This window comes from Pseudomonas sp. NUPR-001 (assembly GCF_052147955.1).
In the GTDB taxonomy this organism is placed as follows: domain Bacteria; phylum Pseudomonadota; class Gammaproteobacteria; order Pseudomonadales; family Pseudomonadaceae; genus Aquipseudomonas.
In genome coordinates this window covers 5,724,768-5,749,718 of sequence record NZ_CP197353.1, presented here as the reverse complement: position 1 = coordinate 5,749,718, position 24,951 = coordinate 5,724,768, and the positions used below count along the sequence as shown (strand labels likewise).

23 protein-coding genes and 1 pseudogene are annotated in these 24,951 nt (G+C 60.5%); 9 read left to right on the top strand and 15 right to left on the bottom strand.

Going from position 1 to position 24,951, the window contains the following annotated elements:
- Positions 1-184 precede the first annotated feature (184 nt).
- Together ACP6KB_RS26395 and mutM are read left to right on the top strand one after the other, a co-directional pair.
- On the top strand, positions 185-997 hold the full coding sequence (locus ACP6KB_RS26395; protein WP_442114388.1) for an HDOD domain-containing protein: 813 nt from the start codon (positions 185-187) through the stop codon (positions 995-997).
- Positions 998-1,000: 3 nt separating this feature from the next.
- Positions 1,001-1,813: a bifunctional DNA-formamidopyrimidine glycosylase/DNA-(apurinic or apyrimidinic site) lyase gene (gene mutM, locus ACP6KB_RS26390; RefSeq protein ID WP_442110588.1), complete on the top strand. Its 813-nt coding sequence runs from the start codon at positions 1,001-1,003 to the stop codon at positions 1,811-1,813.
- 128 nt (positions 1,814-1,941) lie between these two features.
- On the opposite strand, the gene ggt is transcribed toward mutM, so the two are convergent.
- The 6 genes from ggt to ACP6KB_RS26360 form a co-directional block, all read right to left on the bottom strand.
- Entirely contained in the window at positions 1,942-3,630 is a 1,689-nt protein-coding gene (gene ggt / locus ACP6KB_RS26385; protein ID WP_442110586.1) for a gamma-glutamyltransferase, read from the bottom strand.
- A complete protein-coding gene (locus ACP6KB_RS26380; RefSeq protein WP_010222176.1) occupies positions 3,630-3,881 on the bottom strand; it encodes a YfhL family 4Fe-4S dicluster ferredoxin in 252 nt (83 codons plus the stop codon). Before ACP6KB_RS26380 ends, ggt begins: the two co-directional genes overlap by 1 nt.
- Positions 3,882-3,989: 108 nt before the next feature.
- Positions 3,990-4,469: a pantetheine-phosphate adenylyltransferase gene (coaD, locus tag ACP6KB_RS26375; protein WP_274296215.1), complete on the bottom strand. Its 480-nt coding sequence runs from the start codon at positions 4,467-4,469 to the stop codon at positions 3,990-3,992.
- A 112-nt stretch (positions 4,470-4,581) separates the two neighbouring features.
- Entirely contained in the window at positions 4,582-6,180 is a 1,599-nt protein-coding gene (locus ACP6KB_RS26370; protein ID WP_442110583.1) for a GMC family oxidoreductase N-terminal domain-containing protein, read from the bottom strand.
- Positions 6,181-6,209: 29 nt separating this feature from the next.
- On the bottom strand, positions 6,210-6,743 hold the full coding sequence (locus ACP6KB_RS26365; protein WP_442110581.1) for a twin-arginine translocation pathway signal protein: 534 nt from the start codon (positions 6,741-6,743) through the stop codon (positions 6,210-6,212).
- Between the two features lie 24 nt (positions 6,744-6,767).
- Positions 6,768-8,201 (bottom strand): coniferyl aldehyde dehydrogenase, encoded by a 1,434-nt coding sequence (locus ACP6KB_RS26360; RefSeq protein WP_442110579.1) that lies wholly within the window; start codon positions 8,199-8,201, stop codon positions 6,768-6,770.
- A 149-nt stretch (positions 8,202-8,350) separates the two neighbouring features.
- Here ACP6KB_RS26360 and ACP6KB_RS26355 point away from each other — a divergent pair, with 149 nt between their 5' ends.
- Both ACP6KB_RS26355 and ACP6KB_RS26350 read left to right on the top strand, forming a co-directional pair.
- Positions 8,351-9,016, top strand: coding sequence for a TetR/AcrR family transcriptional regulator (locus ACP6KB_RS26355; RefSeq protein ID WP_133214039.1), 666 nt, complete (start codon positions 8,351-8,353; stop codon positions 9,014-9,016).
- 40 nt (positions 9,017-9,056) lie between these two features.
- Positions 9,057-9,911: a sulfurtransferase gene (locus ACP6KB_RS26350; protein ID WP_442110577.1), complete on the top strand. Its 855-nt coding sequence runs from the start codon at positions 9,057-9,059 to the stop codon at positions 9,909-9,911.
- A 93-nt stretch (positions 9,912-10,004) separates the two neighbouring features.
- On the opposite strand, the gene ACP6KB_RS26345 is transcribed toward ACP6KB_RS26350, so the two are convergent.
- The 6 genes from ACP6KB_RS26345 to ACP6KB_RS26320 all read right to left on the bottom strand — a co-directional run bounded on the left by ACP6KB_RS26345 (position 10,005) and on the right by ACP6KB_RS26320 (position 17,360).
- Positions 10,005-10,997 carry a hydrolase gene (locus ACP6KB_RS26345; RefSeq protein ID WP_442110575.1) on the bottom strand — a complete coding sequence of 331 codons (993 nt, stop codon included), beginning with the start codon at positions 10,995-10,997 and terminating at the stop codon, positions 10,005-10,007.
- A 65-nt stretch (positions 10,998-11,062) separates the two neighbouring features.
- Positions 11,063-12,268 (bottom strand): M16 family metallopeptidase, encoded by a 1,206-nt coding sequence (locus ACP6KB_RS26340; RefSeq protein WP_442114387.1) that lies wholly within the window; start codon positions 12,266-12,268, stop codon positions 11,063-11,065.
- Between the two features lie 175 nt (positions 12,269-12,443).
- Positions 12,444-13,802, bottom strand: coding sequence for a M16 family metallopeptidase (locus tag ACP6KB_RS26335; protein WP_442110573.1), 1,359 nt, complete (start codon positions 13,800-13,802; stop codon positions 12,444-12,446).
- A 117-nt stretch (positions 13,803-13,919) separates the two neighbouring features.
- Entirely contained in the window at positions 13,920-14,513 is a 594-nt protein-coding gene (gene rsmD, locus ACP6KB_RS26330; RefSeq protein WP_442110571.1) for a 16S rRNA (guanine(966)-N(2))-methyltransferase RsmD, read from the bottom strand.
- Positions 14,513-16,012: a M16 family metallopeptidase gene (locus ACP6KB_RS26325; protein ID WP_442110570.1), complete on the bottom strand. Its 1,500-nt coding sequence runs from the start codon at positions 16,010-16,012 to the stop codon at positions 14,513-14,515. Before ACP6KB_RS26325 ends, rsmD begins: the two co-directional genes overlap by 1 nt.
- A complete protein-coding gene (locus ACP6KB_RS26320; RefSeq protein WP_442110568.1) occupies positions 16,005-17,360 on the bottom strand; it encodes a M16 family metallopeptidase in 1,356 nt (451 codons plus the stop codon). The genes ACP6KB_RS26325 and ACP6KB_RS26320 overlap by 8 nt, the downstream gene beginning before the upstream one ends.
- 231 nt (positions 17,361-17,591) lie before the next feature.
- Here ACP6KB_RS26320 and ftsY point away from each other — a divergent pair, with 231 nt between their 5' ends.
- The 4 genes from ftsY (at position 17,592) to rpoH (ending at position 21,780) form a co-directional block, all read left to right on the top strand.
- Complete coding sequence (gene ftsY, locus ACP6KB_RS26315; RefSeq protein ID WP_442110566.1) at positions 17,592-19,118, top strand: signal recognition particle-docking protein FtsY; 1,527 nt, start codon at positions 17,592-17,594, stop codon at positions 19,116-19,118.
- Entirely contained in the window at positions 19,115-19,786 is a 672-nt protein-coding gene (gene ftsE / locus ACP6KB_RS26310; RefSeq protein ID WP_038615591.1) for a cell division ATP-binding protein FtsE, read from the top strand. Before ftsY ends, ftsE begins: the two co-directional genes overlap by 4 nt.
- Positions 19,783-20,811: a permease-like cell division protein FtsX gene (gene ftsX / locus ACP6KB_RS26305; RefSeq protein ID WP_442110564.1), complete on the top strand. Its 1,029-nt coding sequence runs from the start codon at positions 19,783-19,785 to the stop codon at positions 20,809-20,811. Before ftsE ends, ftsX begins: the two co-directional genes overlap by 4 nt.
- Positions 20,812-20,925: 114 nt before the next feature.
- On the top strand, positions 20,926-21,780 hold the full coding sequence (rpoH, locus tag ACP6KB_RS26300) for an RNA polymerase sigma factor RpoH (RefSeq protein WP_038615587.1): 855 nt from the start codon (positions 20,926-20,928) through the stop codon (positions 21,778-21,780).
- A 180-nt stretch (positions 21,781-21,960) separates the two neighbouring features.
- Here the strand turns inward: rpoH and ACP6KB_RS26295 are convergent, their stop codons facing one another.
- Together ACP6KB_RS26295 and ACP6KB_RS26290 are read right to left on the bottom strand one after the other, a co-directional pair.
- Positions 21,961-22,194, bottom strand: coding sequence for a DUF7683 domain-containing protein (locus ACP6KB_RS26295; RefSeq protein WP_442110562.1), 234 nt, complete (start codon positions 22,192-22,194; stop codon positions 21,961-21,963).
- A complete protein-coding gene (locus tag ACP6KB_RS26290; protein WP_442110560.1) occupies positions 22,191-23,312 on the bottom strand; it encodes a colicin E3/pyocin S6 family cytotoxin in 1,122 nt (373 codons plus the stop codon). Before ACP6KB_RS26290 ends, ACP6KB_RS26295 begins: the two co-directional genes overlap by 4 nt.
- A 297-nt stretch (positions 23,313-23,609) precedes the next feature.
- Here ACP6KB_RS26290 and ACP6KB_RS26285 point away from each other — a divergent pair, with 297 nt between their 5' ends.
- Positions 23,610-24,119 carry a DUF1993 domain-containing protein gene (locus ACP6KB_RS26285; protein WP_442110559.1) on the top strand — a complete coding sequence of 170 codons (510 nt, stop codon included), beginning with the start codon at positions 23,610-23,612 and terminating at the stop codon, positions 24,117-24,119.
- A gap of 62 nt (positions 24,120-24,181) precedes the next feature.
- Here the strand turns inward: ACP6KB_RS26285 and mtgA are convergent.
- Positions 24,182-24,939: pseudogene (gene mtgA / locus ACP6KB_RS26280) on the bottom strand (monofunctional biosynthetic peptidoglycan transglycosylase).
- Between the last annotated feature and the right edge of the window lie 12 nt (positions 24,940-24,951).

Here is a 24,951-nt window from a genome sequence, read left to right as displayed (position 1 = left end):
CGGGAGTATAACCTGATGCCCGTTGCACTGATGTTATTAGCGACAAATTGCAACAGAGCACTGGCCTTGCGCCTCACCCCTGGGCTGTACGAACAGGTTAGAATCGCCGCTCAGCCCCGAGTGTGTACTTATGTCCCAGGAACTCTCCGCCGAACAGATCCAGCACGCCTTGCAAGGCATCAGCGTGCCGCCGCAACCGCAGATCATGGTTGACCTGCAGTTCGAGCAATACATGCCTGATCCTGACCTAGAGGTAATCGCCAAGCTGATTTCCCAGGATCCGGGTCTGTCTGGCGCACTGCTCAAGCTGGTGAACTCGCCCTATTACGGATTGACCAACAAGATTGCCTCGATCCAGCGTGCAGTGAATCTGCTTGGCAGCCGATCGATCATCAACCTGATCAACGCCCAATCGATCAAGGGCGAGATGAGCGATGACACCATCGTTACCCTCAACCGCTTCTGGGATACCGCCCAGGACGTAGCCATGACCTGCATGACCCTGGCCAAGCGCATCGGCTCGCAGGCCGTGGATGAGGCTTATGCGCTGGGCCTGTTCCATGATTGCGGCGTGCCGCTGATGCTCAAGCGCTTCCCCGATTACATGGGCGTGCTGGAACAAGCCTATGCCCATGCCGGCAGTCATCAACGCGTGGTGGACACCGAGAATCAGGCGTTCAATACCAACCATGCAGTGGTGGGTTACTACACCGCCAAGTCCTGGCGTTTGCCCGAGCACCTGAGCAATGCCATCGCCAACCATCACAACGCCCTGGCGGTGTTCAGCGATGACTCGGCGCGCAACACGCAGTTGAAGAACCTGCTGGCGATCCTCAAGATGGCTGAACACATCTGCGCGTCGTACCGGGTGCTAGGCAATCAGAGTGTCGATCACGAGTGGAATGCCGTTGGGCACCTGGTGCTCGACTACGTAGGGCTTTCCGAGTACGACTTTGAGAACCTCAAACAGACCATTCGCGAACTGGGCACTCACTGATCCATGCCGGAACTACCCGAAGTCGAAACTACCCGGCGCGGTATAGCGCCTTACCTGGAAGGCCAGCGGGTCAACCGGGTGATCGTGCGTGACCGCCGCCTGCGCTGGCCGATTCCCGAAGACCTCGACGTTCGCCTTTCAGGGCAGCGCTTCGTCAAAGTAGAGCGCCGCGCCAAGTACCTGTTGCTCAATGCCGAAGTTGGGACGTTGATCAGCCACCTGGGGATGTCTGGCAACCTGCGTCTGGTCGAGATCGGCTTGCCCGCCGCCAAGCACGAACATGTGGATATCGAACTGGAGTCGGGCCTGGCTTTGCGCTACACCGACCCACGGCGTTTCGGCGCCATGCTCTGGAGCCTCGACCCACTCAACCATGAGCTGCTGATCAAGCTCGGCCCGGAGCCGCTGACCGACCTGTTCGATGGTGAGCGCCTGTTTCAGCTGTCACGTGGCAAGGCCATGGCGGTGAAGCCGTTCATCATGGATAACGCCGTGGTGGTCGGGGTGGGCAATATCTACGCGACCGAGGCGCTGTTCGCGGCGGGTATAGACCCGCGCCGTGAAGCGGGGAGCATCTCGCGAGCGCGTTATCTGAAGCTGGCGATCGAGATCAAACGCATCCTCGCCTGCGCGATCGAGCGCGGAGGCACTACGTTGCGCGACTTTATCGGCGGTGATGGCCAGCCGGGTTACTTCCAGCAGGAGCTGTTCGTTTACGGGCGCCGGGAAGAGCCTTGCAAGGTTTGCGGGAGCATTTTGCGCGAGGTCAAACTGGGCCAGCGCGCCAGCGTGTTCTGCCCGCGCTGCCAGAAGTAAGGGCGGCGGTTCGGCAGATGACCTTTATCGCGGGGCAAGCCCGCTCCTACAGGGGGGCCGTGAGCAATTTTCAATTGTCTTCCTGTGGGAGCGGGCTTGCCCCGCGAGGCGATGTGGCAGGTGCACCGCTATCGCGGGCTGAGCACCTCGGCCTCGCCTACGCCACGCGGATCACTGGCGGCTTCCAGGGTTTGTTTGGCTTTGTCCCAGTACAGCACTTGCTGGTTCCCGTAGGTGCGGCCAAGGTCTTTGAGCTGGTAGCCGCGGGCCTGCAGTTCGTGCTGTTGTTCTGTACTGAACGCGCCCGGTTCGTGTTCGACCACATCCGGCAGGTACTGGTGATGGTAGCGTGGTACAGCGGGCCAGCTGGCGACCGGTTTGCCTTCCAGAAAGCCCAGCATCGACAGCAGCACCATGCTGGGAATCCGGCTGCCGCCGGGTGTGCCGAACGCGGCGAACTGGGTCGGGCTTTCGATGAAGCTCGGGCTCATGCTCGACAGCGGCCGTTTGCCTGCGGCGACGGCATTGGCCTGGCTGCCGGCCAGACCGTAGCTGTTGCTGCCGCGCGGATCAGCGGCGAAGTCGTCCATTTCGTTGTTCAGCACCACGCCGGTACCCGGCGCACTGAAGGCCGCACCGAAGGGCAAGTTGACCGATAGCGTCGCGGCCACGGCATTGCCGTCGGCGTCGATCACGGCGAAATGGGTGGTGTGGTCGCCTTCGCGCCAGGCTGGTGCCGGAGGCAAGCTGCTACTTGGCGTGGCCTGGTGGACGTCGATGCTGTCGGCCAGTTGGGTCAGGTAATTGCGCGCCAGCAGTTGCGGCACCGGGTTGGCGACGTAATCCGGATCGCCGAGCAGACCGCGGTCGCGGTAGGCGCGGCGCAATACTTCCAGTACGTAGTGGCTGCGTTGCACCGGCTCGGCACTCTGCCAAGGCAGGCGCTGGAGCATCGCCAGGCTCTGGGCCAGGGCGACGCCACCGGCGGACGGCGGCGGTGCGCTGATCAGTTCACGCTGCCCGGCCAGCTGGTAGCGCAGGGGTTCGCGTTTGGCGGTACGGTAGTTGGCCAGGTCGTCCAGGCTCCAGATACCGCCGGCAGCCTGCACGCCTTGCACCATAGCCTGCGCAGTTGGGCCGCGGTAGAAGCCATCGCGGCCCTGATTGGCCAGACGTTCAAGGGTGGTCGCCAGCTCAGGTTGGCGAATCTGTGCGCCAAGTGCCGGGACTTCACCTTGCTTGAGGAACAACCGGGCGCTTTCCGGATCGTCGCGCAGTGCGTTCAGGCGCATGGTTGCCCGGTCGCGGTAGATGCGGTCGACGCTAAAACCCTGGTTGGCCAAGCGAATGGCCGGGGCCAGGGTGTTTTTCAGCGGTAATTTGCCGTAGTGCGCAGCAAGATCGGCCAGCGCGGCGGGCAGTCCGGGGATTGCCGCAGCCAGGGGGCCGTTGATCGACAGGCCAGGCTGAACCTTGCCGTCTTTGAGGTACATGCCCTCGCTGGCTTTTCCTGGCGCGCGCTCACGGGCGTCGATAAACACGTAGCGTGCCGGGCTGCCGCCCTCGCGCAGCAGGAAGAAACCGCCGCCGCCAAGCCCGGAACCATAAGGCTCGACCACCGCCAAGGCGGCGCTCACGGCAATGGCGGCGTCAAAGGCATTACCGCCTTGTTCGAGAATTTCTCGCGCAGCAGCAGTCGCTTCGGCGTGCGGGCTGGCGATGGCCGCGCGGCCCGGACCTTGTGCCTGGGCACTGACGGCCCCCAGCGCCAGCGAGGCGCCAAGAACCAGCGGTGCTAGCCTGGCGACAAACAGCATCAGGCCTTGCCGGTAATGCGGCGGTATTTTTCCATCAACTGCTCTTCAGTCTCGGGGTGGGCTTCATCCAGCGGGATGCAGTCAACCGGGCAGACTTGTTGGCACTGTGGCTCGTCGTAGTGACCAACGCACTGGGTGCACAGGTTCGGGTCGATCACGTAGATCTCTTCGCCCTGGGAAATAGCGGCGTTTGGGCACTCGGGTTCGCAGACGTCGCAGTTGATGCAATCGTCGGTGATGATCAGGGACATGGGGACTCCGGCCAGGGCTCAGAACCCGGGCATTTGAAAACCAATGGGCATAATTGTGCCGCATTAGCGCCCGCAGTGCACGCGGGCGCCGTGGTCAAATCGCCGATGTCACTTCTTGAAGCGTTCAGTCAGGGCTTCGGCCACTATCGGATGGACGAATTTGCTGATATCGCCACCGAGCGCTGCAATTTCCCGAACCAGGGTCGAGGAAATGAAGGAATACCGCTCTGACGGGGTCAGGAACAGGCTCTCGACATCCGGTGCCAGCTGGCGGTTCATGTTGGCCAGCTGGAACTCGTACTCGAAGTCCGAGACGGCGCGCAGGCCGCGCAGAAAGACATTGGCTTGCTGTTCCTTGGCGAAGTGCGCGAGCAAGGAAGAGAAGCCGATGACTTCGACATTGGGCAGGTGCTTGGTGACCTCACGAGCCAGTTCTACCCGTTGTTCCAGGGGGAACAGCGGGTTTTTCTTCGGGCTGGCAGCGACCGCAATGATCACCTGGTCGAACAGCCGCGAGGCACGCTCGACCAGATCGCCATGGCCCTTGGTAATAGGGTCGAAAGTACCTGGGTACAACACTCGGTTCATCGCGTCGTCCTGGCAGGAGTGCGTTGGGGAGTCGGATGGTATCGCAGCAGTGGCAGTCGGCCAAGTCGCCTGCGCACGCTGAAGGCACTATAGACAGTGTGTCCATTTGTTGTCATCTGTTGGCAGCCAGGCGTTCGATCAGGCCATCGGTGAGCCGTGCCGCGAGGCCATACACCGACAATTGCGGGTTGGCACCGATGCTGGTGGGGAACAGTGAGCCGTCGTGGATCGACAGGTTGGCCAGCTGATGATGGCGCCCAAGGCTGTCGCAGACGGCCTGGCGCGGGTCTTCGCCCATGGCGCAGCCGCCCATGACGTGGGCACTGCCCAACCGCGTGCGGAACAGTTCCAGGCTCAGGCTATCGATCAGTTGTCGGGCTTCGGCCAGGCTTTTCACATAGCGACCGTCGCTGTGCATTGGCAGCACCGCTTCGGCGCCGGCGGCGAACTGAATCTCGGCCATGCTGTGGAACGCACGGCGAACGCCCTCCCAGGCGTAGGCCGACACCGGGTAATCGAGAACCGGCGTGCCGTCGCTGCGCAGTTGTACCTCGCCACCGACACTCTGTGGGTGGAACCCGTCACGCAGCAGGGCGAGCATGATGTGGGTGTTGGGCAATTGCTCCATACGCAAGGCATTTTCACTGCCGAAGCTGCCGAGCAAGGTGGCCGCCAGCGCCGGATGCAGAGGCGGTACCTCAAGTTTGTAGCCGATCGGGCCGGTGACGCCGTCGCGCCATTGAAAGTGATCGGAGTAGATCGACTGAGGCGCGCCGTAGAACGGGTTGACCTTGTCTTTGAACAGCCCGGCACTGAAGTTGACCAGGTGCAGGAAGGTCCTTTTTCCCAGGCGTTCGTGGGGGTCTGGTGCCTCTGAGCGCAGCAGCAGGGCCGGGCTGTTGATACCGCCACCGGCCAGTAGGTAGTGCCGTGCCTTGACCTGAATTTGCCGTCCGGTAGGGTTTACGCAGCGCGCATCCATGGCCACGCATTGCAGGCTGCTGATGCGTTCTCCGTCGTGGATCAGGCGTTCGGCGCGCGCCAGATAGAGCAGTTCACCGCCCTTTTCCAGGGCGGCGGGAATGCTGGTCACCAGCATCGACTGCTTGGCGTTGACCGGGCAGCCCATGCCGCAATAGCCGAGGTTCCAACAGCCGCGGACGTTACGCGGGATGACCTTCCAGCTGTAGTCGAGCGCCTCGCAGCCACGTTTGAGGATTTCGTTGTTGGCGTTGGGCGGCAGGGCCCAAGGCGCGATACCCAGGCGCTGCTCCATGCGCTCGAACCAGGGCGCCAGTTCCGCGCTGCTCAAGCCTTTGACGCCATGCTCGCTGGCCCAGTGCTGCAGGGTAGGTTCCGGCGTGCGGAAGCTCGATGTCCAGTTGATCAGCGTGGTACCGCCCACTGCGCGGCCTTGGAGGATGGTGATGGCGCCATCCTTGCTCATGCGCCCGATCCCTTCCTGATAGAGGTTGGAGTAGGCCTGGTCTTCGAGCAGGTTGAAGTCGCTGCTGGTCTTGAGCGGGCCTTCTTCGATCAGCAGCACCTTGAAACCGGCGGCGCTGAGCAGTTCGGCACTGGTGGCGCCGCCGGCACCGCTGCCGATGATGGCGACATCGGCTTCCAGGGTCAGGTCTTGCTCCAGGCGTGACGCATCACGGGTTTTCCAGCCGCGGGCCATGCCTTCGCGGAACAGATCGGGTACGGGCATCTTCAGCCTCTTGTCGTTATGAGTGTGGTTCAGATTTTCGGCGGGCCGGGGTATCCGCACTGCGCCCAGGATTCGGGCATCTCATACCAGGCCATCTGCAACAGCTGCAGCAGCGAGGCATGGCCCATGCGCAGCAAATTCAGCGAACTGTTCTCCCAACGTTGCAGGAAGGCCCGGATGTTCTCGCCGCTGGCGTTTTCCCAGCTGCCCCAGATGCCGGTGAGCGGCCCGCGGGTGACCGGCAGGGCGAGCACATCGAACAGCTGCTGGGTCAGCTTGAGCATGGCGGGCGACAGGCTGGCGAGCTTGTGGTCCAAGCGCTGCAGCATGGCGTCAAGGTGTTCGGCGGCAGAGGTGCCGGCCATGATCACCGGGATCAGGGCCCGCAGAATCGGCAAATCGCTCTGGCGCAAGGTGAGGTAGCCACTGGCAGGCGTTTGCGCCGAGCAACCGCTGAGGCTGGCGCCCAACCCGGCGGTGGCCAGGAAGGCGCTGGCGCCGAGGCTGAACTTGAGCAAGCCGCGGCGGCTCAGGGCAGGTGTTACTGGCAGGCTGGTGGTCATTGTTGTTATGCCTGGTAGTCGTGATTAGCGAATGAAGAGTTTGTACACCCACTTGATCAAAGGTTTGCCATACGGCGGGTAGATCAGGCGTGCTGCGTTGAAGCGTTGCTTGGCAAACACCGCCTTGGCCTTGCTGAAGGTCAGGAAACCCTCATAACCGTGGTAGTGGCCCATGCCAGACGGACCGACTCCGCCAAACGGCAGGTCGTCCTGGGCGACATGCAGCAAGGTGTCGTTGAGGCAGACGCCACCGGAGTGGGTCTGTTCAAGGACTTTCTGTTGCTCGGCCCGGTCGTAGCCGAAGTAATACAGGGCCAAGGGGCGAGGGCGCTGATTGATGTAGGCAAGCGCCTGGTCAAGGGTGTCGTAGGGCACCAGTGGCAGCAGCGGCCCGAAGATTTCATCCTGCATTACGCGCATCTGGTCGTTGACCTGTAGCAGCAGGTGCGGAGGCAGGCGTCTGCCTTGTCGCGCCTCTTGTGGGTACAAATTGACGATTTTCGCGCCTTTTTCGCTGGCATCGTTCAAGTAGCCTTCCAGGCGTGCCAGGTGGCGCGGGTTGATGATCGCGCTGTAATCGGGGTTGTTCGCTACGTTCGGGTAGAAGCGCTGCACCACATTGCGGTAGGCGCTGGCAAAGTCATCCATTCGCTCCCGGGGAACCAGCACGTAGTCAGGCGCCACGCAGGTTTGCCCGGCATTGATATTTTTGCCGAAGGCTATGCGCTCGGCAGCGTCGGCCAGCGGCACGCTGGAGGAAACGATGGCGGGCGATTTGCCGCCCAGCTCCAGGGTTACCGGTGTCAGGTTCTGCGCGGCGGCGAGCATCACATGCCGGCCAACGCTGGTAGCGCCCGTGAACAGCAGGTGATCGAAGGGCAGGCGCGAGAAGGCTTCACCCACATCCGCCTCACCCAGCACCACGCTGATCAGGTCTTCGGGGAACACTGACGCCAGCAACTGCTTGAGCAGCTCACCGGTGGCGGGCGTCGCTTCGCTGAGTTTGAGCATGACCCGGTTGCCAGCAGCCAGAGCGCCGGTTAGCGGGCCGATGGCGAGGAACAGTGGGTAGTTCCACGGCACGATGATCCCCACCACACCGAGCGGCTGATACACCACCTTGGCGCTGGCCGGCTGAAAAGCCAGGCCGACTTTGCGTGGTGAGGCCTTCATCCACTGCTTGAGGTGGCGTTCGGCATGCAGCAAGCCCTGGACGCTCGGCATCAGTTCCGCCAGGCGGGTTTCGTCGGCGCTACGCCCACTGAAGTCCTCATGAATAGCGGCAATCAATGCGTCTTGATGGCTGAGCAGCATCTGCCGCAGGCTTTTGAGCCATTGCCGACGTTGAGCCAACGGCGGCATCGGGTTGCCCGCAAACGCCTGTCGCTGGGCATCGAACTGGGCGGTGAGTTCATCAAAGGCGATCGACGGCAAAAGACCAGCAGCATCGGCGGACATGCGCAACTCCACGGCAAGACGTTTTTATAGAGCTTATACTCTAAAGATCGCCTTGTGCGACCCCTTTTTGATGATAGGCAGGTACATCCCGATCCGGATAAACCGTAAGATGGACCTATTCACAAAAAGCTCGGCATTTGGAGCTGGCCATGGCCCCGCGTATCAAGACCCGCGACCGCATCGTGCAGAACAGCCTGGAGCTGTTCAACCAACAAGGCGAGCGCAGTGTCAGTACTAATCACATTGCAGCCCATATGGAGATTTCCCCGGGCAACCTGTACTACCACTTCGCCAACAAGCAAGAAATCATTGCGGTGCTCTTCACCCAGTATGAAGAACAAGTGGAAAGCTTCCTGCGCCCGCCGCAGGGGCGTCTGTCGACCGTCGAAGACAAGCGCTATTACCTCAAAGAGCTGTTGGCGGCGATGTGGGATTACCGTTTTCTGCACCGCGACCTCGAACACTTGCTCGACAGCGACAAGGAGCTTGCCGCGCGCTACCGGCGCTTTTCCCAGCGCTGCCTGATTCAGGGCCAGGCCATCTACCGCGGCTTCGTCGAAGCCGGCATCGTGCAGATGGATGCGGTGCAGATCGAATCGCTGACCCTCAATGCCTGGATCGTGCTCACCTCCTGGGTGCGTTTTCTGTGTACCACCCGGGAAAACTCCGCCCACTTGAGCGAAGACGCGGTCAAACGCGGGATTTATCAGGTGCTGGTGCTGGAGCTTGGCTTTGTCACGGCCAGTGCGCGCCCGGCAGTGGATGCCTTGTGCGAAGAATTCTACGTATCGCTTAACCAGGCATTGGAGCAATAAGGCTTCAGGCCCTCTTTATTCAATCGTTCAGGAGACTGTCATGCCCCTCGCGCAACTGATCACCGCCCAGCAATTGGCCGAACGCCTGCAGGCGCCGGCGCTGGTGATACTCGATTGCCGTTTTGCTCTGGAAGACATCGATTATGGCCAGCGCAGTTACGCCGAGGGGCATATTGAAGGAGCGCATTTTGCCGACCTGGAACGCGACCTCAGTGGCCCGATCATCAAGGGCGTGACCGGGCGTCATCCGTTGCCGGACCCACAGCGTCTGATCGAGCGGCTGCGCGCCTGGGGCATCGATAACGACAGTGAAATCGTCCTGTATGACGACGGTCCGGGAGCCTTTGCGGCGCGCGCCTGGTGGTTGCTGGCGTGGCTCGGCAAGCGCAGCGGTGTGTCGATTCTCGATGGTGGCCTGAAGGCCTGGCACGCGGCAGGCCTGCCATTGAGCCTGGATGCTCCGGCCAAGCGTGAAGGTACGTTCAGTGGCGAGCCTGATGCCAATCTGGTGCTGGACGCCAAACAGCTGGGTGAGCGCCTGAGCCAGCCCGACCTGACGTTGATCGATGCCCGTGGCTTGCCGCGTTTTCGCGGAGAAGTGGAACCCATCGACCCGGTGGCCGGGCATATTCCCGGGGCGCAGTGCGCGGCGTTTACCGACAACCTCGGCGCCGATGGCCGGTTTCTCCCGGCAGCCCAGCTTAAAAAGCGTTTTGCTGAAAAGCTCGGCAAGCGTTCAGCGGAGCAACTGGTGGCGTATTGCGGTTCGGGGGTGACGGCGTGCCATAACCTGTTTGCCTTGTCGTTGGCGGGCTATCCGCTGGGCAAGCTGTATGCCGGGTCGTGGAGTGAGTGGATTACCGATCCGCAGCGTCAGGTTGCAACAGGCGATTGATTCCATTGCGGTGGGAGATCATCCGGTGTGGGAGCGGGCTTGCCCCGCGACAGCAATCTGTCAGCTACATCGCATCGCGGGGCAAGCCCGCTCCTACCGCTCTCCTAGCCACTGCGGAATCCGCCGCTCCAGGTAATAGCCCGGGGCCCGCACGCTGCCGTCAACAAAACCGACATGCCCGCCGCGTGAGTGCAGCTCAAAGGTGGTCTGCGGGGCCAGTTCATTGGCCGCTGGCAAACTGTGGCTGAACACGAACGGGTCATCATTGGCGTGAATGATCAGCGTGGGTGTCCGGTTCTCGCCGAGAAAGTAGCGGCTCGATGCCCGGCGGTAGTAGTCGTTGGCATCTTTGAACCCATTGAGCGGCGCGGTCACGCGGCCATCGAAGTCCCAAAAGGTTCGAAGGTTTTCCAGTGGCCCCAGGCGCTCCAGCGCCGCGAGGCATTCGTGTTGGCCGTGATGCTGAAAGTGACGTTGTTTGTCTTTCACATAGGCAAGCATGGCGCGCATGAAGTGCGCCTGGTACACGCGGGAAAACCCCAGGCCAATGCGATCAGCACACTGATCCAGGCGAAAAGGTACCGAAACCGCCACCGCCGCCTGTAGCTGGCTGGTCGAGCCTGCCTCGCCCAGGTGCTTGAGCAGCACATTGCCGCCCAACGAGTAGCCAACGGCATACAGCGGTGCCAGTGGCCGTTGCGCACGCAGGTGGCCGATGGCTTCGGCGAGGTCTTCACTGGCACCGGAGTGGTAGCTGCGTGGCAGCAGGTTGGGTTCGCCCGAGCAGCCGCGCCAATTCAGCGCCACACTGGCCCAACCGCGATTGGCAAGCGCCTGCTGCATACCAATGACGTAGGGCGAGTTGGAGGACCCCGTCAGGCCGTGCAATACCAGCACTAACGGGGTGCTGGCCTCGTGCGGACCATGCCAGTCGAGGTCAAGGAAGTCACCATCGGCCAGCCACAAGCGCTCACGTTGGCGGGTCAGAGCAGTGGATTTGCGCCACAGCGGCCCCCACAGCGTTTGCAGGTGTGGATTGCCCAGCCCCACGGCGGGTTTGAAGGGGCTGGGGGCGGTGGCAGACATCGTTTTTGCTCGCAAATTTCTTTTAGACAAGTGTATGTCCGGTCACTGAAACATGCCGAAATGGATTAGCCGCTGGTCGGCTGGACATTGGGCAATTCAAGTTGATCGACCGTCGGGCCGACGCTGATCTGCACCAGATTGTCGAGCTTCAGGTGACTTTTCAAGGCGACTTTCAGCTCAACCAGGGTCAGTGCCTGGATTTGTTCGATGAACGTCTGCCGGCTGTCTTGCGGCAGTCGATTGAAACCAATGTGGGCCAATACCTGACTGATCTGTTGGTTACTCACCGATTCGAGCAGGTAGCTGCCGCGTAGCTGCTGTTTCGCGTCAGCAAACTGTTGCTCGCTCGGCCCGTTATCGGCGTATTCCTGCAGCACACTTTCCAGGAGGCTCATCGCAGCATCCTGATATTTCGCCTGGACCTGAGTGCTAAAGGTCCACAGGCCGTTTTCAGCCAGTTGAATCAATTGTGAGTCAGCGCCGTAGGTCAGCCCACGTTGGGTGCGTAGCACTTCGACGAGTCGGGAGTTTGCTCCGGGGCCACCGAGTATCAGGTTGGCTAATGCCAGCGCCGGGGCGTCCGGGTGTTTGACGCTTACCCCTGGAATGGCAAACAACAAGAAAGATTGAGACCCTGGATGTTCCAGGTGGTAAATCTCGGGCTCAAATACGGCGGGTATCGGAAGTGGCGGTAGTGTCGGCCCTACAGGTAGCGCCTTGGATAGCTGCAGCGCGATGTCATGGGCTTGTTTGCTGGTGAGATCGCCGACCAGGGTGATCAAGGCATTACCTGCGCTGAAGGCGCGAAGGTGAAAGTCGCGAAGGTCTGCTGCAGTCACTGCATTGATTGTCGTTGCGCTGCCATAGCTATTGGTCACGTACGGGTGGTTGGCAAAGGCATGCTCAAGCAACTGGTCGTAGGCTTTGACGTGGGGAGAATCCTGTCGTCGTGCCGACAAGCTGATCAATTGATTCTTGGTTTTTTCCAGTTTTGCTTCGTCGAACAGCGGCTCCCCCAGCATTTCTGCCAACAAGTTAACGGCTTGTTCTCGATGCGACGCCGAGCTCAGGCTGCGCAAGCTGACTTCGGCCCTGCTGGTTCTTACCGTCTTGCTGAGTTTTGCGCCGATTGCGTCGAACCCTTCGGCGATTTGTGCCGCATCACGTTTGCTGGTGCCTTCATCCAGCATGCCCATGGTGAGCTGCGCAAGGCCGTCAGCACCATCATCCCGGGCACCACCGGCGTCAAACACAACCTGTAGATCGAACATGGGTAACTGGTTGCTGCGTACAAACAGTACTTTGCTACCTTGCGGTGTTTGCCATGACTCAATCGGTAGCTGCAGCTCAGAGAGCGCTTGAGGAGGCGTCTTCAGGGATTCCAGTTGCGCGGTTGCGGCACCGTGAAAAGCCAACAGCAGGGCAAACGACAGGCTTTGCTTGAACTTACTCATCTTCGGCCTCCTTGGCCTGCAAATAGGCCATTACCTGGCGCTCCGGGGTGAGGTAGGTACGTGCGGTTTGCTGGATGTGTTCAGGTGTCACGCGTGCCAGATTGATTGCATCGTTATCCAGCAGCGAGGCGGGTAGCCCGCTGCCACGGGTCGCTGCGATTTCAGCGGCCTGGCCTTCCAGCTGGTCTTGACTGAAAACCCGCTCGGCCAACAACAGGGCGCGGGCTCTGGCCAGCTCTGCCGGGCTGGGAGGGGTGCTTTTGAGGATTTCAAGTTGGGCGCGAATGGCCTGCTGCAGTTCTGCTAACGGCTTGACCTGGGTCGGATTGACCGACGCCGAAAGGTTGAACAACGTATCGCCTCTGACTAGCGGGGCGTAGCTGACGTGCGGATTGGAAAGCAGGTTTTGCTCCTGTACCAGTTGTGTGCGCAGCCGTGCACTGCGTCCAGCACCCAGCATGGCCTGGATCAGCCGCAGGGCATCGACATCGAGCGAGTCTTTGGCCGTTGCGTAGCTGGGCACATTGAACGACATGAATAGCATGGGGGTATTGAACGCGTCGTACACCGTTACGTGCCGCGGCCCCGCTGCGCTGGCTTGTACCGGTGATTTGATGCTGGGAAGGTTTTGTCGGGCGAAACCTGCAAAGTAGCGTTCCGTTTGCAGTTGCACCTCGTGAGGCTGCACATCGCCGACGACGATCAAAATGGCGTTGTTGGGGGCATACCACTGTCGATACCAGCTTTTGAGTTCCTCGTTGGTCATGCGCTCCAGGTCGTCCATCCAGCCGATTACCGGCGTGTGGTAGCTACTGCTCTGAAAACCGATGGCGTACAACTGCTCAGCGAGCCTTGCCCTTGGGTAGCTGTCGACATTCTCGCGGCGCTCTGCTTTCACCGCCTCGATCTCACGCGCGAATTCGGCGCTTGAGAGGTGGGCGTTTTTCAACAGATCGGCACTTAATTCCAGGGCGACGGCCAGGCGGTCACTGGGCAGGGTCTGGTGGTAGAGGGTGAAGTCGCGGTTGGTCAGCGCGTTGTCAGTGCCGCCCAGGCGCTCGATGATTTTCGAGAACTCACCGGGCGCGGTTTTTGCGCTGCCACGAAACAGCAGGTGTTCCAATGCATGGGATAACCCGGATTGGCCGGGGTATTCGTGGCTTGAGCCCACCTTGACCAGTAGTTGGGTGGTTACAACCGGGGCGCGTTGGTCTCGAACTACGATTACCTCTAAGCCGTTGTCCAGTGTGAATTCGTGGCGATTGGGGGTGTCGGCCATGGCTTGCGCAGCGAGCATCAATAAGCCGAGCAGGCCGATCAAGCCATAGATTGGCGCAGAGCGTCGTTGCATGAGGGTGCTCCTTCTGGTGGGTGACCAGCAGCACGATCAGGCAAGAGCAGGGGCGAAGGGGGTTAGATAGTTACCACACAGGTTGACGGCCCGGCAGATGCCGGGCCGATGGCTGTGTCAGCCGCGTTGCCAGAGTGCGTAGTACACCTGGCCAGCCTTTTTTTCCCGATGCAGGCGCCAGTTGCCAGGCAACTGCAGGGTTGAAGGCGGGGTTTCACTTTCGGTGTAGATCCAGGCATTGGCTGCCAGCCACTGGCGCTCTTCGAGCAAGGCACAGGTGGTGGGCAGCAGATCCTGGTGGAACGGCGGGTCGAGAAATACCAGGTCGAAGGCCAGCTTCGGCTCACCTTGCAGGTAGCGTTGGGCATCGCTCTGGATCAGCTGACCGCGCGGGCAGCGCAGAATTTCCAGGTTCTGCCGCAAGCTGGCAATGGCCGCCGGGTTGCTGTCCAGTGCCACGGCCTCGGATGCACCGCGCGACAACGCCTCCAGGTACAACGCGCCGCTGCCGGCAAAGGCATCGAGGACCTTGGCGCCTTCGATATGCGGTGCCAGCCAGTTGAACAGGGTTTCACGTACCCGGTCTGGCGTGGGGCGCAGGCCGGGGGCGTCAGGGAAGCTCAGGCGACGGCTGCGCCATTCGCCGGCAATGATGCGTAGCTGGCCTTGGCCTTGATGTGGCTTGGCCGATTTTGCAGATGGACTGGCCATTAATGCTCCGGTACGCCAAGCGGTTGCTCGGCAGGTTTGTCAGTGGGCGGCGGCAGCGGTTGCTGCGGCACGCTAGGGCCTGCGGTAACGATAACCATTTTGTCAGCCGCAAGGTGCTTGTTCAGGGCCACCTTGATCTGTTCGGTGGTCAGCGCCTGGGACTGCTGCATGTAGTCTTCCATCCAGGTCAACGGCAGGTTGTAGAAGCCGATGGCACCCAGTTGGCCAACGATGCTCGCATTACTGGCGTTGGACAGCGGGAAGCTGCCCGCCAGCTCGCGCTTGGCTTCGTCGAGTTCCTGCTGAGTAGGCCCGGTCTTGAGGTAGTCAGCGAGGATGTCCTGGACCAGTTTGAGCGTGCCTTCACTGAGTTCGGCACGGGTCTGCAGGTTGATCATGAACGGGCCGCGCACCTGCATCGGGCTGAACACCGAGTAGACACCATAGGTCAGGCCGCGTTTCTCGCGCACTTCACTCATCAAGCGCGTGCCGAAGGCACCGCCGCCGAGGATCTGGTTACCCAGCGACAGCGCTGCATAGTCCGGATCGTTGCGGTCGATACCCAGCTGCGCCAGCATCAGATGCGTCTGCTTGGACGGGAAGTCGATATGGGTTGCGCCTGGTTTTGGTTCGCTCGGCTCAGGCAGTTTGGCCAGCGCCGGGCCTTTGGGCAGGGCGGCTGACACCTGGGCAGCAATGGCCTCGGCTTCGCTGCGGCTCAGGTCACCCACCAGGGCGATGACGGCGTTGCCGGCGGCATAGGCCTTGGCATGGAAGCTACGCAATTGCTCCAGAGTGATGGGCGGGATGCTTTTGGCATCGCCATCGCTGGGGTGGGCATAAGGGTGAGTGCCGTACAGTTTCTCGAACAACGCAATGCTGGCCAGCTTGCCCGGGTTCTGCTTCTGATACTCAAAGCCGGTTTGCATCTGGTTTTTGATGCGTGCAAGGGCATCCTGCGGGAAGGTTGGCTGACCGACGACTTCGGCGAACAGCTTGAGTGCCGGCTCACGCTTGTCGGTCGCGCTCAGGCTGCGCAGGGTTGCCACGGCCATGTCGCGGTAGGCACCGTTGCCAAAATCGGCGCCCAGGCCTTCGAAGCCTTCGGCAATCGCGGTGACATCCTTGCCGGCCACGCCTTCGTTGAGCATGGCGTTGGTCAGGGTGGCCAGGCCGGGTGCATCACCGTCCTGGCTGCTGCCGGCGGCGAATGTCAGGCGCAGGTCGAACATCGGCAGTTCGCGAGCTTCGACAAACAGTACCTTGGCGCCTTCAGCGGTGTTCCAGGTCTGGATGTTCAGTTGACGGCGGCTAGGGGCCTTGCCGTCCAGTTCTGCCAGCGATTGCAGTTTGTTGGTTGGTTTGGCGGCAGTGCTGGCAGCGGGTTGCGCGGCGTTGTCCGATTGGGCGGGCTTGGCCAGGAAAAACGCCAGCACGGCCACCAGCAACAAGATGCCAAGGCCGATCAGGGTGTAGCGGGGTGCGCTGCGTTCACTCATGAGCGTTCTCCTCAGGCAGTACATGGGCAACGCTCAGGCGTTCGCGGGTGAAATAGGTGCGCGCGGCGTTCTGGATGTCGGCGGGGGTCACGCTTTTGAGTTCATCAAGTTCGCTGTCGATCAGCTTCCACGACAGGCCGACAGTCTCCAGCATGCCGATGGCCGTGGCCTGGCTGCTGATGGAGTCACGGTCGTAGACCAGCCCGGCGATTACTTGAGCGCGCACGCGCTCAAGCTCTTCAGCCGAAGGCGGCGTGGTCTTGAGTTCGTCGAGCAGCTTCCAGATGCCAGTTTCGACGTCTGCCAGGGTCTTTTGCTTCTGCTGGTTCGGCATTGCCGAGATCACGAACAGGCTGTCACCGCGGGTGAACGGGTTGTAACTGGACGAGGCGCCGGACACCAGTTCTTCACCGCGCTCAAGGCGGCTAGGCAAGCGCGCACTGTAGCCGCCATCGAGCAGCGCCGAGATCAGGCGCAGGGCGTGCACGGTGCGAGGGTCTTTGGCGGTGGCCAGGCCAGGCACGTTGAAGCCGTAAATCAAGCTAGGCAGTTGCGTTTGCACATGCAGGGTGGTTTCGCGATAGCCCGGCTCGGCCAGTTCCAGCGGCAACTTGGCCGGTGGAATCGGGCGTTTCGGGATAGTGCCGAAGAAGCGCTGGGCCAGGCCTTTGACTTCATCGACGGTGACGTCACCGACCACCACCAGGGTGGCGTTGTTCGGCGTGTACCAGGATTCGTACCAATGGCGCAGCTCTTCAACCTTCATGCGGTTCAGGTCCGCCATCCAGCCAATGGTCGGCGTGCGGTAGCTGCTGGCCGGAAAGGCCATGGCGCTGAACAGTTCGAAGGCCTTGGCGTTGGGCTGATCGTCGGTGCGCAGGCGGCGCTCCTCTTTGATCACCTCGATTTCGCGGCTGAATTCGTCGGCGGGCAGGCGCAGGCTGGCCATGCGGTCAGCTTCCAGCTCCAGGGCTACCGGCAGGCGGTCGCGGGCCAGCACCTGGTAATACGCGGTGTAGTCGTCGCTGGTAAAGGCGTTCTCTTCGGCGCCCATGTCACGCAGGATGCGCGAGGCTTCGCCGGGGCCAAGCTTTTCGCTGCCCTTGAACATCATGTGTTCCAGGGCATGGGACAGGCCGGTCTGGCCGGGGGATTCGTAGGTCGAACCGACCTTGTACCAGATCTGCGAAACCACCACTGGCGCCCGGTGGTCTTCACGCACGACCACTTTCAGGCCGTTGTCGAGAATGAACTCGTGGGTGGGCTGCGCAGGGGCGGCAAAGGCGGCCAGTGGCAGACAAACTGTGCTGAGCAACAGGCCAGCGGCGCGGCGGGCTAGAGCATTCATACGTTGTTTAACCTGTAGGACTGCCCGCGTGGTCTTAGCGTCAGCGGGCTAGGAGGTGCTAGGATACTGATCCGGTTGCTCGACGACCATGCCTGTCGTGGATCTGACCCGCAGGCCCCAAGACAAAATGTTGCGCATGAACAAGCCGGAATAAAAGTAGTCTGTTCTGCGTGAAAAGAATTTTTCGATGCGCCGCAGTGGCGTATCGCTACCCTGAGATAGCCGTCTTCCATGTTTGGTTCCAACGACGACAAAAAGACGCCGGCCGCGGCTGGTGAAAAGAAAGGCCTGTTCAGCTGGCTGCGCAAAAAGCCCCAGCAACCTGTTGCCGAGCAGCCACAAACCCCTGCACCGGTTGAGCCGGAGCAGCCCGTAGCGCTGAGCGAAGCAGCGCCGGCGGCCATTGCCCCGGTAGAAACTGCTGTGACGCCGGTTGCCGCGCCCGAGCCTGTGCAGGTTGCGCCGGTCGAAGCGCCACAAGCGCCGACGGGCGGGCTGGTGTTGCCGGTTCCTGAAGAGCCGGTAGCGCTGGTGGCCGACCTGACACCACACACGCCGCCACCGATTCCGGAGCGTCCGGCGCCGGTAGTGGAGGTTCAGGTTGTCCCTGAGCCTGTTCATGTCCCTGCGCCGGTAGTTGTTGAGCCAGCACCCGTTGCCGTCGAGCCGGAACCCGTTGCAGTTGCAACCATTACCCCCGAGCCTGTAGCGCCTGTAGCGCCTGTAGCGCCTGTAGCGCCTGTAGCGCCTGTAGCCGCTGTTGAGCCGGTTGCTGCCGTGCCAGCACCTGTCGAAGCAGTCGCCAAGGCGCCCGTTGAAGAGAGCAAAGGTGGTTTCTTCGCCCGCCTCAAACAAGGCTTGTCGAAGACCAGTGCCAGCATCGGCGAGGGCATGGCCAGCCTGTTCCTGGGCAAGAAGGCCATCGACGACGACCTGCTTGATGAAATCGAAACCCGTCTGCTGACGGCCGACGTAGGCGTCGAGGCCACTTCGGTGATCGTCCAGAGCCTGACCCAGAAGGTGGCGCGCAAGCAGCTGGCCGACAGTGATGCCCTGTACAAATCGCTGCAAGGTGAGCTGGCCGACCTGCTCAAGCCGGTTGAGCAGCCATTGCGCATTCAAGCGCAGAACAAGCCATTCGTGATTCTTGTGGTTGGCGTTAACGGCGCCGGTAAAACCACCACCATCGGCAAACTGGCGAAGAAGCTCCAGCTTGAAGGCAAGAAAGTCATGCTGGCGGCCGGTGACACCTTCCGCGCCGCAGCGGTTGAGCAACTGCAAGTCTGGGGTGAGCGCAACCAGATTCCGGTGATTGCCCAGCACACCGGTGCCGACTCCGCTTCGGTGATCTTTGACGCCGTTCAGGCCGCCAAAGCACGGGGCATCGATGTACTGATCGCCGATACCGCCGGTCGTCTGCACACCAAAGACAACCTGATGGAAGAGTTGAAGAAAGTTCGCCGGGTGATCGGCAAGCTCGACGCCGACGCGCCGCACGAAGTGCTGCTGGTGCTGGACGCCGGTACTGGGCAGAACGCCATCAACCAGGCCAAGCACTTCAACCAGAGCGTTGAGCTGACCGGCCTGGCCCTGACCAAGCTCGATGGCACGGCCAAGGGTGGGGTGATCTTCGCCCTGGCCAAGCAGTTCGGCCTGCCGATCCGCTATATTGGCGTGGGCGAGGGTATCGACGATCTGCGCACCTTCGAAGCCGAACCCTTCGTGAAAGCACTGTTTGCCGAGCGGGAGCATCCATGATTCGATTCGAACAGGTCGCCAAGCGCTACCCCAATGGCCACGTAGGCCTGCATGAGTTGAGTTTTCGGGTGCGTCGGGGCGAATTTCTGTTCGTTACCGGTCATTCGGGCGCAGGCAAGAGCACCTTGCTGCGCTTGCTGCTGGCAATGGAACGGCCGACCAGTGGCAAGCTGCTGCTGGCCGGGCAAGACCTGGGGCAGATCAGCAATGCGCAGATTCCGTTCCTGCGTCGGCAAATCGGCGTAGTGTTCCAGAACCATCAGCTGCTGTTTGATCGCACCGTATTCAACAACGTCGCGTTGCCCCTGCAGATCCTTGGCTTGTCCAAGGCTGAAGTGGCCAAGCGCGTCGATTCGGCGCTTGAGCGCGTGGCGCTGTCAGACAAGGCCGAACTGTTTCCCGGCGACCTCTCTACCGGCCAGCAACAGCGCGTCGGTATTGCCCGCGCCATCGTTCACCGCCCGGCCCTGCTGCTGGCGGACGAACCCACCGGTAACCTCGATCCACGCCTGGCGGCGGAGATCATGGGGGTATTTGAAGACATCAACCGCCTGGGCACCAGCGTACTGATCGCCAGTCACGACCTGGCACTGATCGCGCGCATGCGCCATCGCATGCTGACCCTGCAGCGCGGCCGCTTGATCGGCGACGGGGAGGCCGGGCAATGAGTGCAACACGCAGTCCCAAGGTTTCCGAGCGGGTAGCCCCCAAGGCCGCCGATCCGGCACCTGAAAAAAACAAACGCAGCAGCCATGACGACGATGGTCCGGATTTCCGCACCCTGTTCCATGCCTGGCTGGAAAGCCACCGCTCCAGTTTGCTCGACAGCTTGCGGCGCCTCGCCAAGCAGCCGATCGGCAGCTTTTTCACCTGCCTGGTCATGGCGGTGGCACTGAGCCTGCCGATGGGGCTTTCGCTGTTGCTGAGCAATGTCGAGCGCCTGGGTGGTTCATGGCAGCGTGCGGCGCAGATCTCCCTGTACCTCAAGCTCGATGCCAATAGCCGTGATGGCGAGGCATTGCGCGAGCAGATCAAAGGCTTGCCGGGCGTAGCGGAAGCGGAGTACGTCAGCCGCGAGCAGGCGCTGGAAGAGTTCCAACAGCAGTCCGGGTTGGGCGATGCCCTGCGCGAACTGCCGGAAAACCCGTTGCCCGGCGTGGTCATCGTGACCCCGGCGGAAGTCGACAAGCCGGCCCTGGAGGCCTTGCGTCAGCGTCTTGCCGAGTTGCCCAAGGTGGATGTGGCGCAACTGGACCTGGTATGGGTCGAGCGCCTGGCGGCGATTCTCAAGCTGGGCGACCGATTTGTTTTCGGACTGACGGTCTTGCTGGTTTCGGCGCTGCTTTTGGTAATTGGTAACACAATTCGCCTGCACATCGAGAACCGCCGTACCGAGATCGAAGTCATCAAGCTGGTAGGCGGCACCGACAGCTATGTGCGTCGGCCTTTCCTGTACATGGGCGCCTTGTATGGTCTGGGTGCTGGGGTGTTGGCCTGGGGCGTACTGGCATTTGGCCTGAACTGGCTGAATGACGCGGTTATCGGGCTTTCCGGGCTGTATGGCAGTAATTTCGCCTTGGCCGGGGTACCACCTGCCGATGGTCTGTCGCTCTTGCTTGGAGCGGTACTGTTAGGGTATATCGGTGCTTGGATTGCGGTCGCCCGTCATTTGAGCGAGCTCGCACCGCGATAGTGTCTTTTTGCTGCTATTGACTATTTTCATGTTTCAGGGAACTTGTTTCGCGGTTCCCGGTCAATGTTGGCAGTGCCCACGGGCACGAGTTTAGTGAGTCGGAGGTTTTTTCGTATGACCACTTCGTTGCAACCTGCCTATGCCTTGGTTCCCGGTGCAAACCTGGAAGCCTATGTGCACACGGTAAACAGCATTCCACTGCTGACGCCGGAGCAGGAGCGTGAACTGGCCGAGAGTCTCTACTACGAGCAGAATCTTGAGGCAGCTCGGCAGATGGTGCTCGCCCACCTGCGTTTTGTCGTACATATCGCTCGCAGCTATTCCGGCTACGGGCTGGCCCAGGCTGACCTGATTCAGGAAGGCAATGTTGGCCTGATGAAAGCGGTCAAACGTTTCAACCCGGAAATGGGTGTGCGTCTGGTGTCCTTTGCCGTGCACTGGATCAAGGCCGAGATTCACGAGTTCATCCTGCGTAACTGGCGCATTGTCAAAGTCGCCACCACCAAGGCCCAGCGCAAGCTGTTCTTCAACCTGCGCAGCCAGAAGAAACGTCTGGCCTGGCTGAACAACGATGAAGTGCATCGTGTCGCCGAAAGCCTGGGTGTCGAGCCGCGTGAAGTGCGGGAGATGGAAAGTCGCCTGACCGGTCAGGACATGGCGTTCGATCCAGCGTCCGAAGCCGATGACGACAGCGCTTTCCAGTCGCCGGCCAATTACCTGGAAGACCACCGCTACGACCCGGCGCTGCAACTGGAAGATGCCGACTGGAGCGACAACTCCACCAGCAACTTGCACGAAGCGCTGCAGGGCCTGGACGATCGCAGCCGTGACATTCTTTACCAGCGCTGGCTGGCCGAGGAAAAGGCCACCCTGCATGACCTGGCTGAGAAATACAGCGTGTCTGCCGAGCGGATCCGTCAGTTGGAAAAGAATGCGATGAACAAGGTGAAAGCCTTGATCGCAATCTAAGTCGCGATACGCCACAAACAAAAAGCCCCGACGTGTCGGGGCTTTTTTTAGGTTCACGGATTTTCGTGGGTAGATGGGGCAGGACTGGGTTGTGCACTGCAAATGTGTGCTTATCCCGTTACGGCATCATCAAGAGTTACGGCTGCCTCCCGTTCGGCACGCCCCCCCTCGGTCAGACAATTAATCGATGTTGCAGGTGAGCTGCAGGATATGGTCGTGTTCGTGAATGGTTCTGTTGGCGAGCACTTCAATCGCCGCCACCTGTTCGCTGGTCAGGTTGTATCCTTCATCCCCTCGCTGGGGCGCTATCCACCCCATGATTTCCGCTAGCTGTGTATCGCATCCGTCAGGCAGAGTGATTTCATAAGCTAGTTGTTCGGTCTCTTTATCGAATGCTTCAATGATGTATTTCAAGGTTCCACCTCGCGCGCATTGTCCGTATCTTTCGTTTGCTCGCCAGTATTTGGGTTGAACTCCCCAAGGTGCTTTCCCCGTTTGTTGTATTTTTCAACGGTGCCATGCTGGCTATCCCACTCGTAAATGATGCCGTCGCTGGTTTTCCACCTTTTGCGCAGACCGCCCCCGCCTTTTATTGGCGTTTTACGCGGGGCAATCTTGGCATCAGGAAAAGCCGTGAGCCCTTTGGGGGGAGGATGATAGCTGTGGTCACCGCCAATAGGTCGTGTGAATACCAGATACAGCGAGCTAAGACCGGTGTTTGCCGGGAACACCAATATACAGTCGTGGGTTTCAACGTCCTCGCCAGTTGGATAAACCTCAATCGCCGAGTCTTTGTTTTCCTGTATCGGATGAACAAGGATGATGGGATCGCCACTGCGCTGCTCGGGGTGGGACATGGACGGGATGGCTAGCGGTCCTCTGGGGGTCCATAAAATGGTGATGCCGTTCAGATCCGCTTCGAGCACCGTTTTGTTGGCATTCCATTTGACCTGCACCGTGCGAACAGAATCGTCACCGGTCGGTCCGGTATGAATACCATAGACCTGCATTACACCTTCACTATCACGGCGGAACTGAAAGCGGACGCGGGTAGGTGCATGGCTCATCTGACGCAGATCGTCATCATTGTAGAGCGTCCCATCGCCCATCTCGGCTGGGAGCATTCCAGCGATGAATACGCCGGCAGGGCTGCCTCGCAGGGCCCATCTGAACCCCTTTTGCAGGATGCCGCTACCGGCTATGCGTCCCAGCACTGCGTCGAAGCCTGCCGTCAGTCCAATCGCTTCGATTGACGAGGGCACAAGCATGGGAGCAGCCAGCATGACTTTGCCAAAGTCTGAGGCGGGTACGGTGTCGGTACCCGGCTTGGTGCTGCACCAGTTTCCCGGTGCGCAGGATTTGGCAAATACGCGGTCGCTACGCGGCTTTGTTGCTGGCCATTCATCTTTTGCAATGTAGGCCACCGGCTCTGGATCGCGGGGAGGATTAAACGCGGCCCAAGAGGCTCCACCGTTCGGAAGCTTCTGCCCCCATTGATCGTCGAAAGGCTTTTTCGGTTTTTCCTTGTTCATGTCAAGTCCTTGGGCCACTTCATGTAGACGCCGAGAGCTTGTCTTTCAGTGCGGATGTTGGTCAATTTTGCTCGGTAACTGAAAATTTCAGCTCCGTCGAAACTACGGGAGATGAAGTTCGTAATTTCATCCGCAAAATCTTTCGTAATTTTGAGCTTCCGCGCTCAAATTCGTACCAAATCGACAATCCGTGAAGAACCTTTTTTTATGGTGCTGGGCCATTCAGGCGACAGCGCCGGTCTATAATCGCGCCACGTTGGCCCCGTCACTTTTTCCGCCACCCATGTCGAGACTGTTATGACCATTTCCTTGTATGCCGCTTCTGTTCCTGTTTTCAAGCAAATGCTCAACGCCTTGAGTGAGGTTTTGAACAAGGCTGAAGCTCACGCTACGGCTAAAAACATTGATCCGAGCGTCTTTCTGCAGGCACGCCTTTATCCGGACATGTTTCCACTGGTTCGCCAGGTGCAGATCGCGGTTGATTTCGCCAAGGGTGTATCGGCACGTCTGGCTGAGGTCGAGCTGCCAAAATACGACGACAGCGAAACCACCTTTGCTGAGCTGCAAGCATTGATCAGCAAGGTACTAGCGTTCCTGGACAGCGTTGCGCCAGCGCAGATCGATGGCAAGGAAGGTATTGAAATCGTGACCCGTCCGGGTACGCCGAAAGAGAAGCGCTTCACTGGTCAGGCCTACTTGCTGACCTACGGCCTGCCGCAGTTCTTCTTCCATGTCACCACCACGTACGCAATCCTGCGTCACAATGGTGTGGAAGTGGGCAAGCGTGATTACATGGGCGCGTTCTAAGGCGTTTACCCCGTAATCGGCAAACAATGAAAACCCGGCAAAGTGTGCGCTTTGCCGGGTTTTTATTGGTTCCAGGGTGCCTTGCGTGGGCTGTCCAATTGCGCGAGGTAGTCGCTGCCACCCAATTGGCGCATCTGTTGGCGAATCCAGCCCGCACGCCGTGCCACGTAGCTGCTGGGGCGGCTAGCGCTCCATCTGAGCGGGCTGGGTAGCACGGCGGCCAGTAGGCTGGCCTGCTGGCGGCTCAAGCGGCTGGCGTCGACGCCAAAGTGATGTTGCGCCGCAGCCTGGGCACCAAACACACCTTCACCCCATTCGGCGCTATTGAGGTACACCTCCAGTATCCGCTCCTTGGACCAGAGCAGTTCGATCAGGGCGGTAAACCAGGCCTCCAGGCCTTTGCGCAACCAACTGCGCCCCGACCAGAGAAACTGATTCTTGGCCACTTGTTGGCTCAGGGTGCTGGCGCCGCGAATGCTGCCACCGCGCTCGTTGTGCGCCAGTGCAGCTTGGATGGCGATAAAGTCGAAGCCCCAATGGTTGGCGAATTTCTGGTCTTCGCCGGCAATGACCGCCACTTTGAGCTCGTCGGAAATGCGCTCCCAGGGCTCCCAGTCGCGCTGCAGGTCAATGGGCTGGCCATTGAACCAGGATTCGACCTTGCGCTCGACCATCAGCGCCGTGCCCGGTGGCGGAACCCAGCGCAGTACCAGCACCAACAATGCGCTGCCAGCAGCGAACCAGAGCAGGGCGCGGGTAAGACGGCGGATAATGGACGACAACATAGAGATGGCTTGGCCGAACCGAATGAGCGGGCCATTATACAGACCCT

Bases quoted from the DNA above. Each gene is read 5' to 3' on its own strand.
- coaD (WP_274296215.1), bottom strand. From the start codon at position 4,469: ATGAACCGAGTGTTGTACCCAGGTACTTTCGACCCTATTACCAAGGGC.
- rpoH (WP_038615587.1), top strand. From the start codon at position 20,926: ATGACCACTTCGTTGCAACCTGCCTATGCCTTGGTTCCCGGTGCAAAC.
- ACP6KB_RS26290 (WP_442110560.1), bottom strand. From the start codon at position 23,312: ATGAACAAGGAAAAACCGAAAAAGCCTTTCGACGATCAATGGGGGCAG.
- ftsX (WP_442110564.1), top strand. From the start codon at position 19,783: ATGAGTGCAACACGCAGTCCCAAGGTTTCCGAGCGGGTAGCCCCCAAG.
- ACP6KB_RS26360 (WP_442110579.1), bottom strand. From the start codon at position 8,201: ATGTCCGCCGATGCTGCTGGTCTTTTGCCGTCGATCGCCTTTGATGAA.
- ACP6KB_RS26335 (WP_442110573.1), bottom strand. From the start codon at position 13,802: ATGCAACGACGCTCTGCGCCAATCTATGGCTTGATCGGCCTGCTCGGC.
- mutM (WP_442110588.1), top strand. From the start codon at position 1,001: ATGCCGGAACTACCCGAAGTCGAAACTACCCGGCGCGGTATAGCGCCT.
- ACP6KB_RS26380 (WP_010222176.1), bottom strand. From the start codon at position 3,881: ATGTCCCTGATCATCACCGACGATTGCATCAACTGCGACGTCTGCGAA.
- ACP6KB_RS26350 (WP_442110577.1), top strand. From the start codon at position 9,057: ATGCCCCTCGCGCAACTGATCACCGCCCAGCAATTGGCCGAACGCCTG.
- ftsY (WP_442110566.1), top strand. From the start codon at position 17,592: ATGTTTGGTTCCAACGACGACAAAAAGACGCCGGCCGCGGCTGGTGAA.
- ACP6KB_RS26370 (WP_442110583.1), bottom strand. From the start codon at position 6,180: ATGCCCGTACCCGATCTGTTCCGCGAAGGCATGGCCCGCGGCTGGAAA.
- ACP6KB_RS26325 (WP_442110570.1), bottom strand. From the start codon at position 16,012: ATGAGTGAACGCAGCGCACCCCGCTACACCCTGATCGGCCTTGGCATC.
- ACP6KB_RS26355 (WP_133214039.1), top strand. From the start codon at position 8,351: ATGGCCCCGCGTATCAAGACCCGCGACCGCATCGTGCAGAACAGCCTG.
- ACP6KB_RS26285 (WP_442110559.1), top strand. From the start codon at position 23,610: ATGACCATTTCCTTGTATGCCGCTTCTGTTCCTGTTTTCAAGCAAATG.
- ACP6KB_RS26365 (WP_442110581.1), bottom strand. From the start codon at position 6,743: ATGACCACCAGCCTGCCAGTAACACCTGCCCTGAGCCGCCGCGGCTTG.
- ACP6KB_RS26320 (WP_442110568.1), bottom strand. From the start codon at position 17,360: ATGAATGCTCTAGCCCGCCGCGCCGCTGGCCTGTTGCTCAGCACAGTT.
- ggt (WP_442110586.1), bottom strand. From the start codon at position 3,630: ATGCTGTTTGTCGCCAGGCTAGCACCGCTGGTTCTTGGCGCCTCGCTG.
- rsmD (WP_442110571.1), bottom strand. From the start codon at position 14,513: ATGGCCAGTCCATCTGCAAAATCGGCCAAGCCACATCAAGGCCAAGGC.
- ACP6KB_RS26340 (WP_442114387.1), bottom strand. From the start codon at position 12,268: ATGTTCGATCTACAGGTTGTGTTTGACGCCGGTGGTGCCCGGGATGAT.
- ACP6KB_RS26345 (WP_442110575.1), bottom strand. From the start codon at position 10,997: ATGTCTGCCACCGCCCCCAGCCCCTTCAAACCCGCCGTGGGGCTGGGC.
- ftsE (WP_038615591.1), top strand. From the start codon at position 19,115: ATGATTCGATTCGAACAGGTCGCCAAGCGCTACCCCAATGGCCACGTA.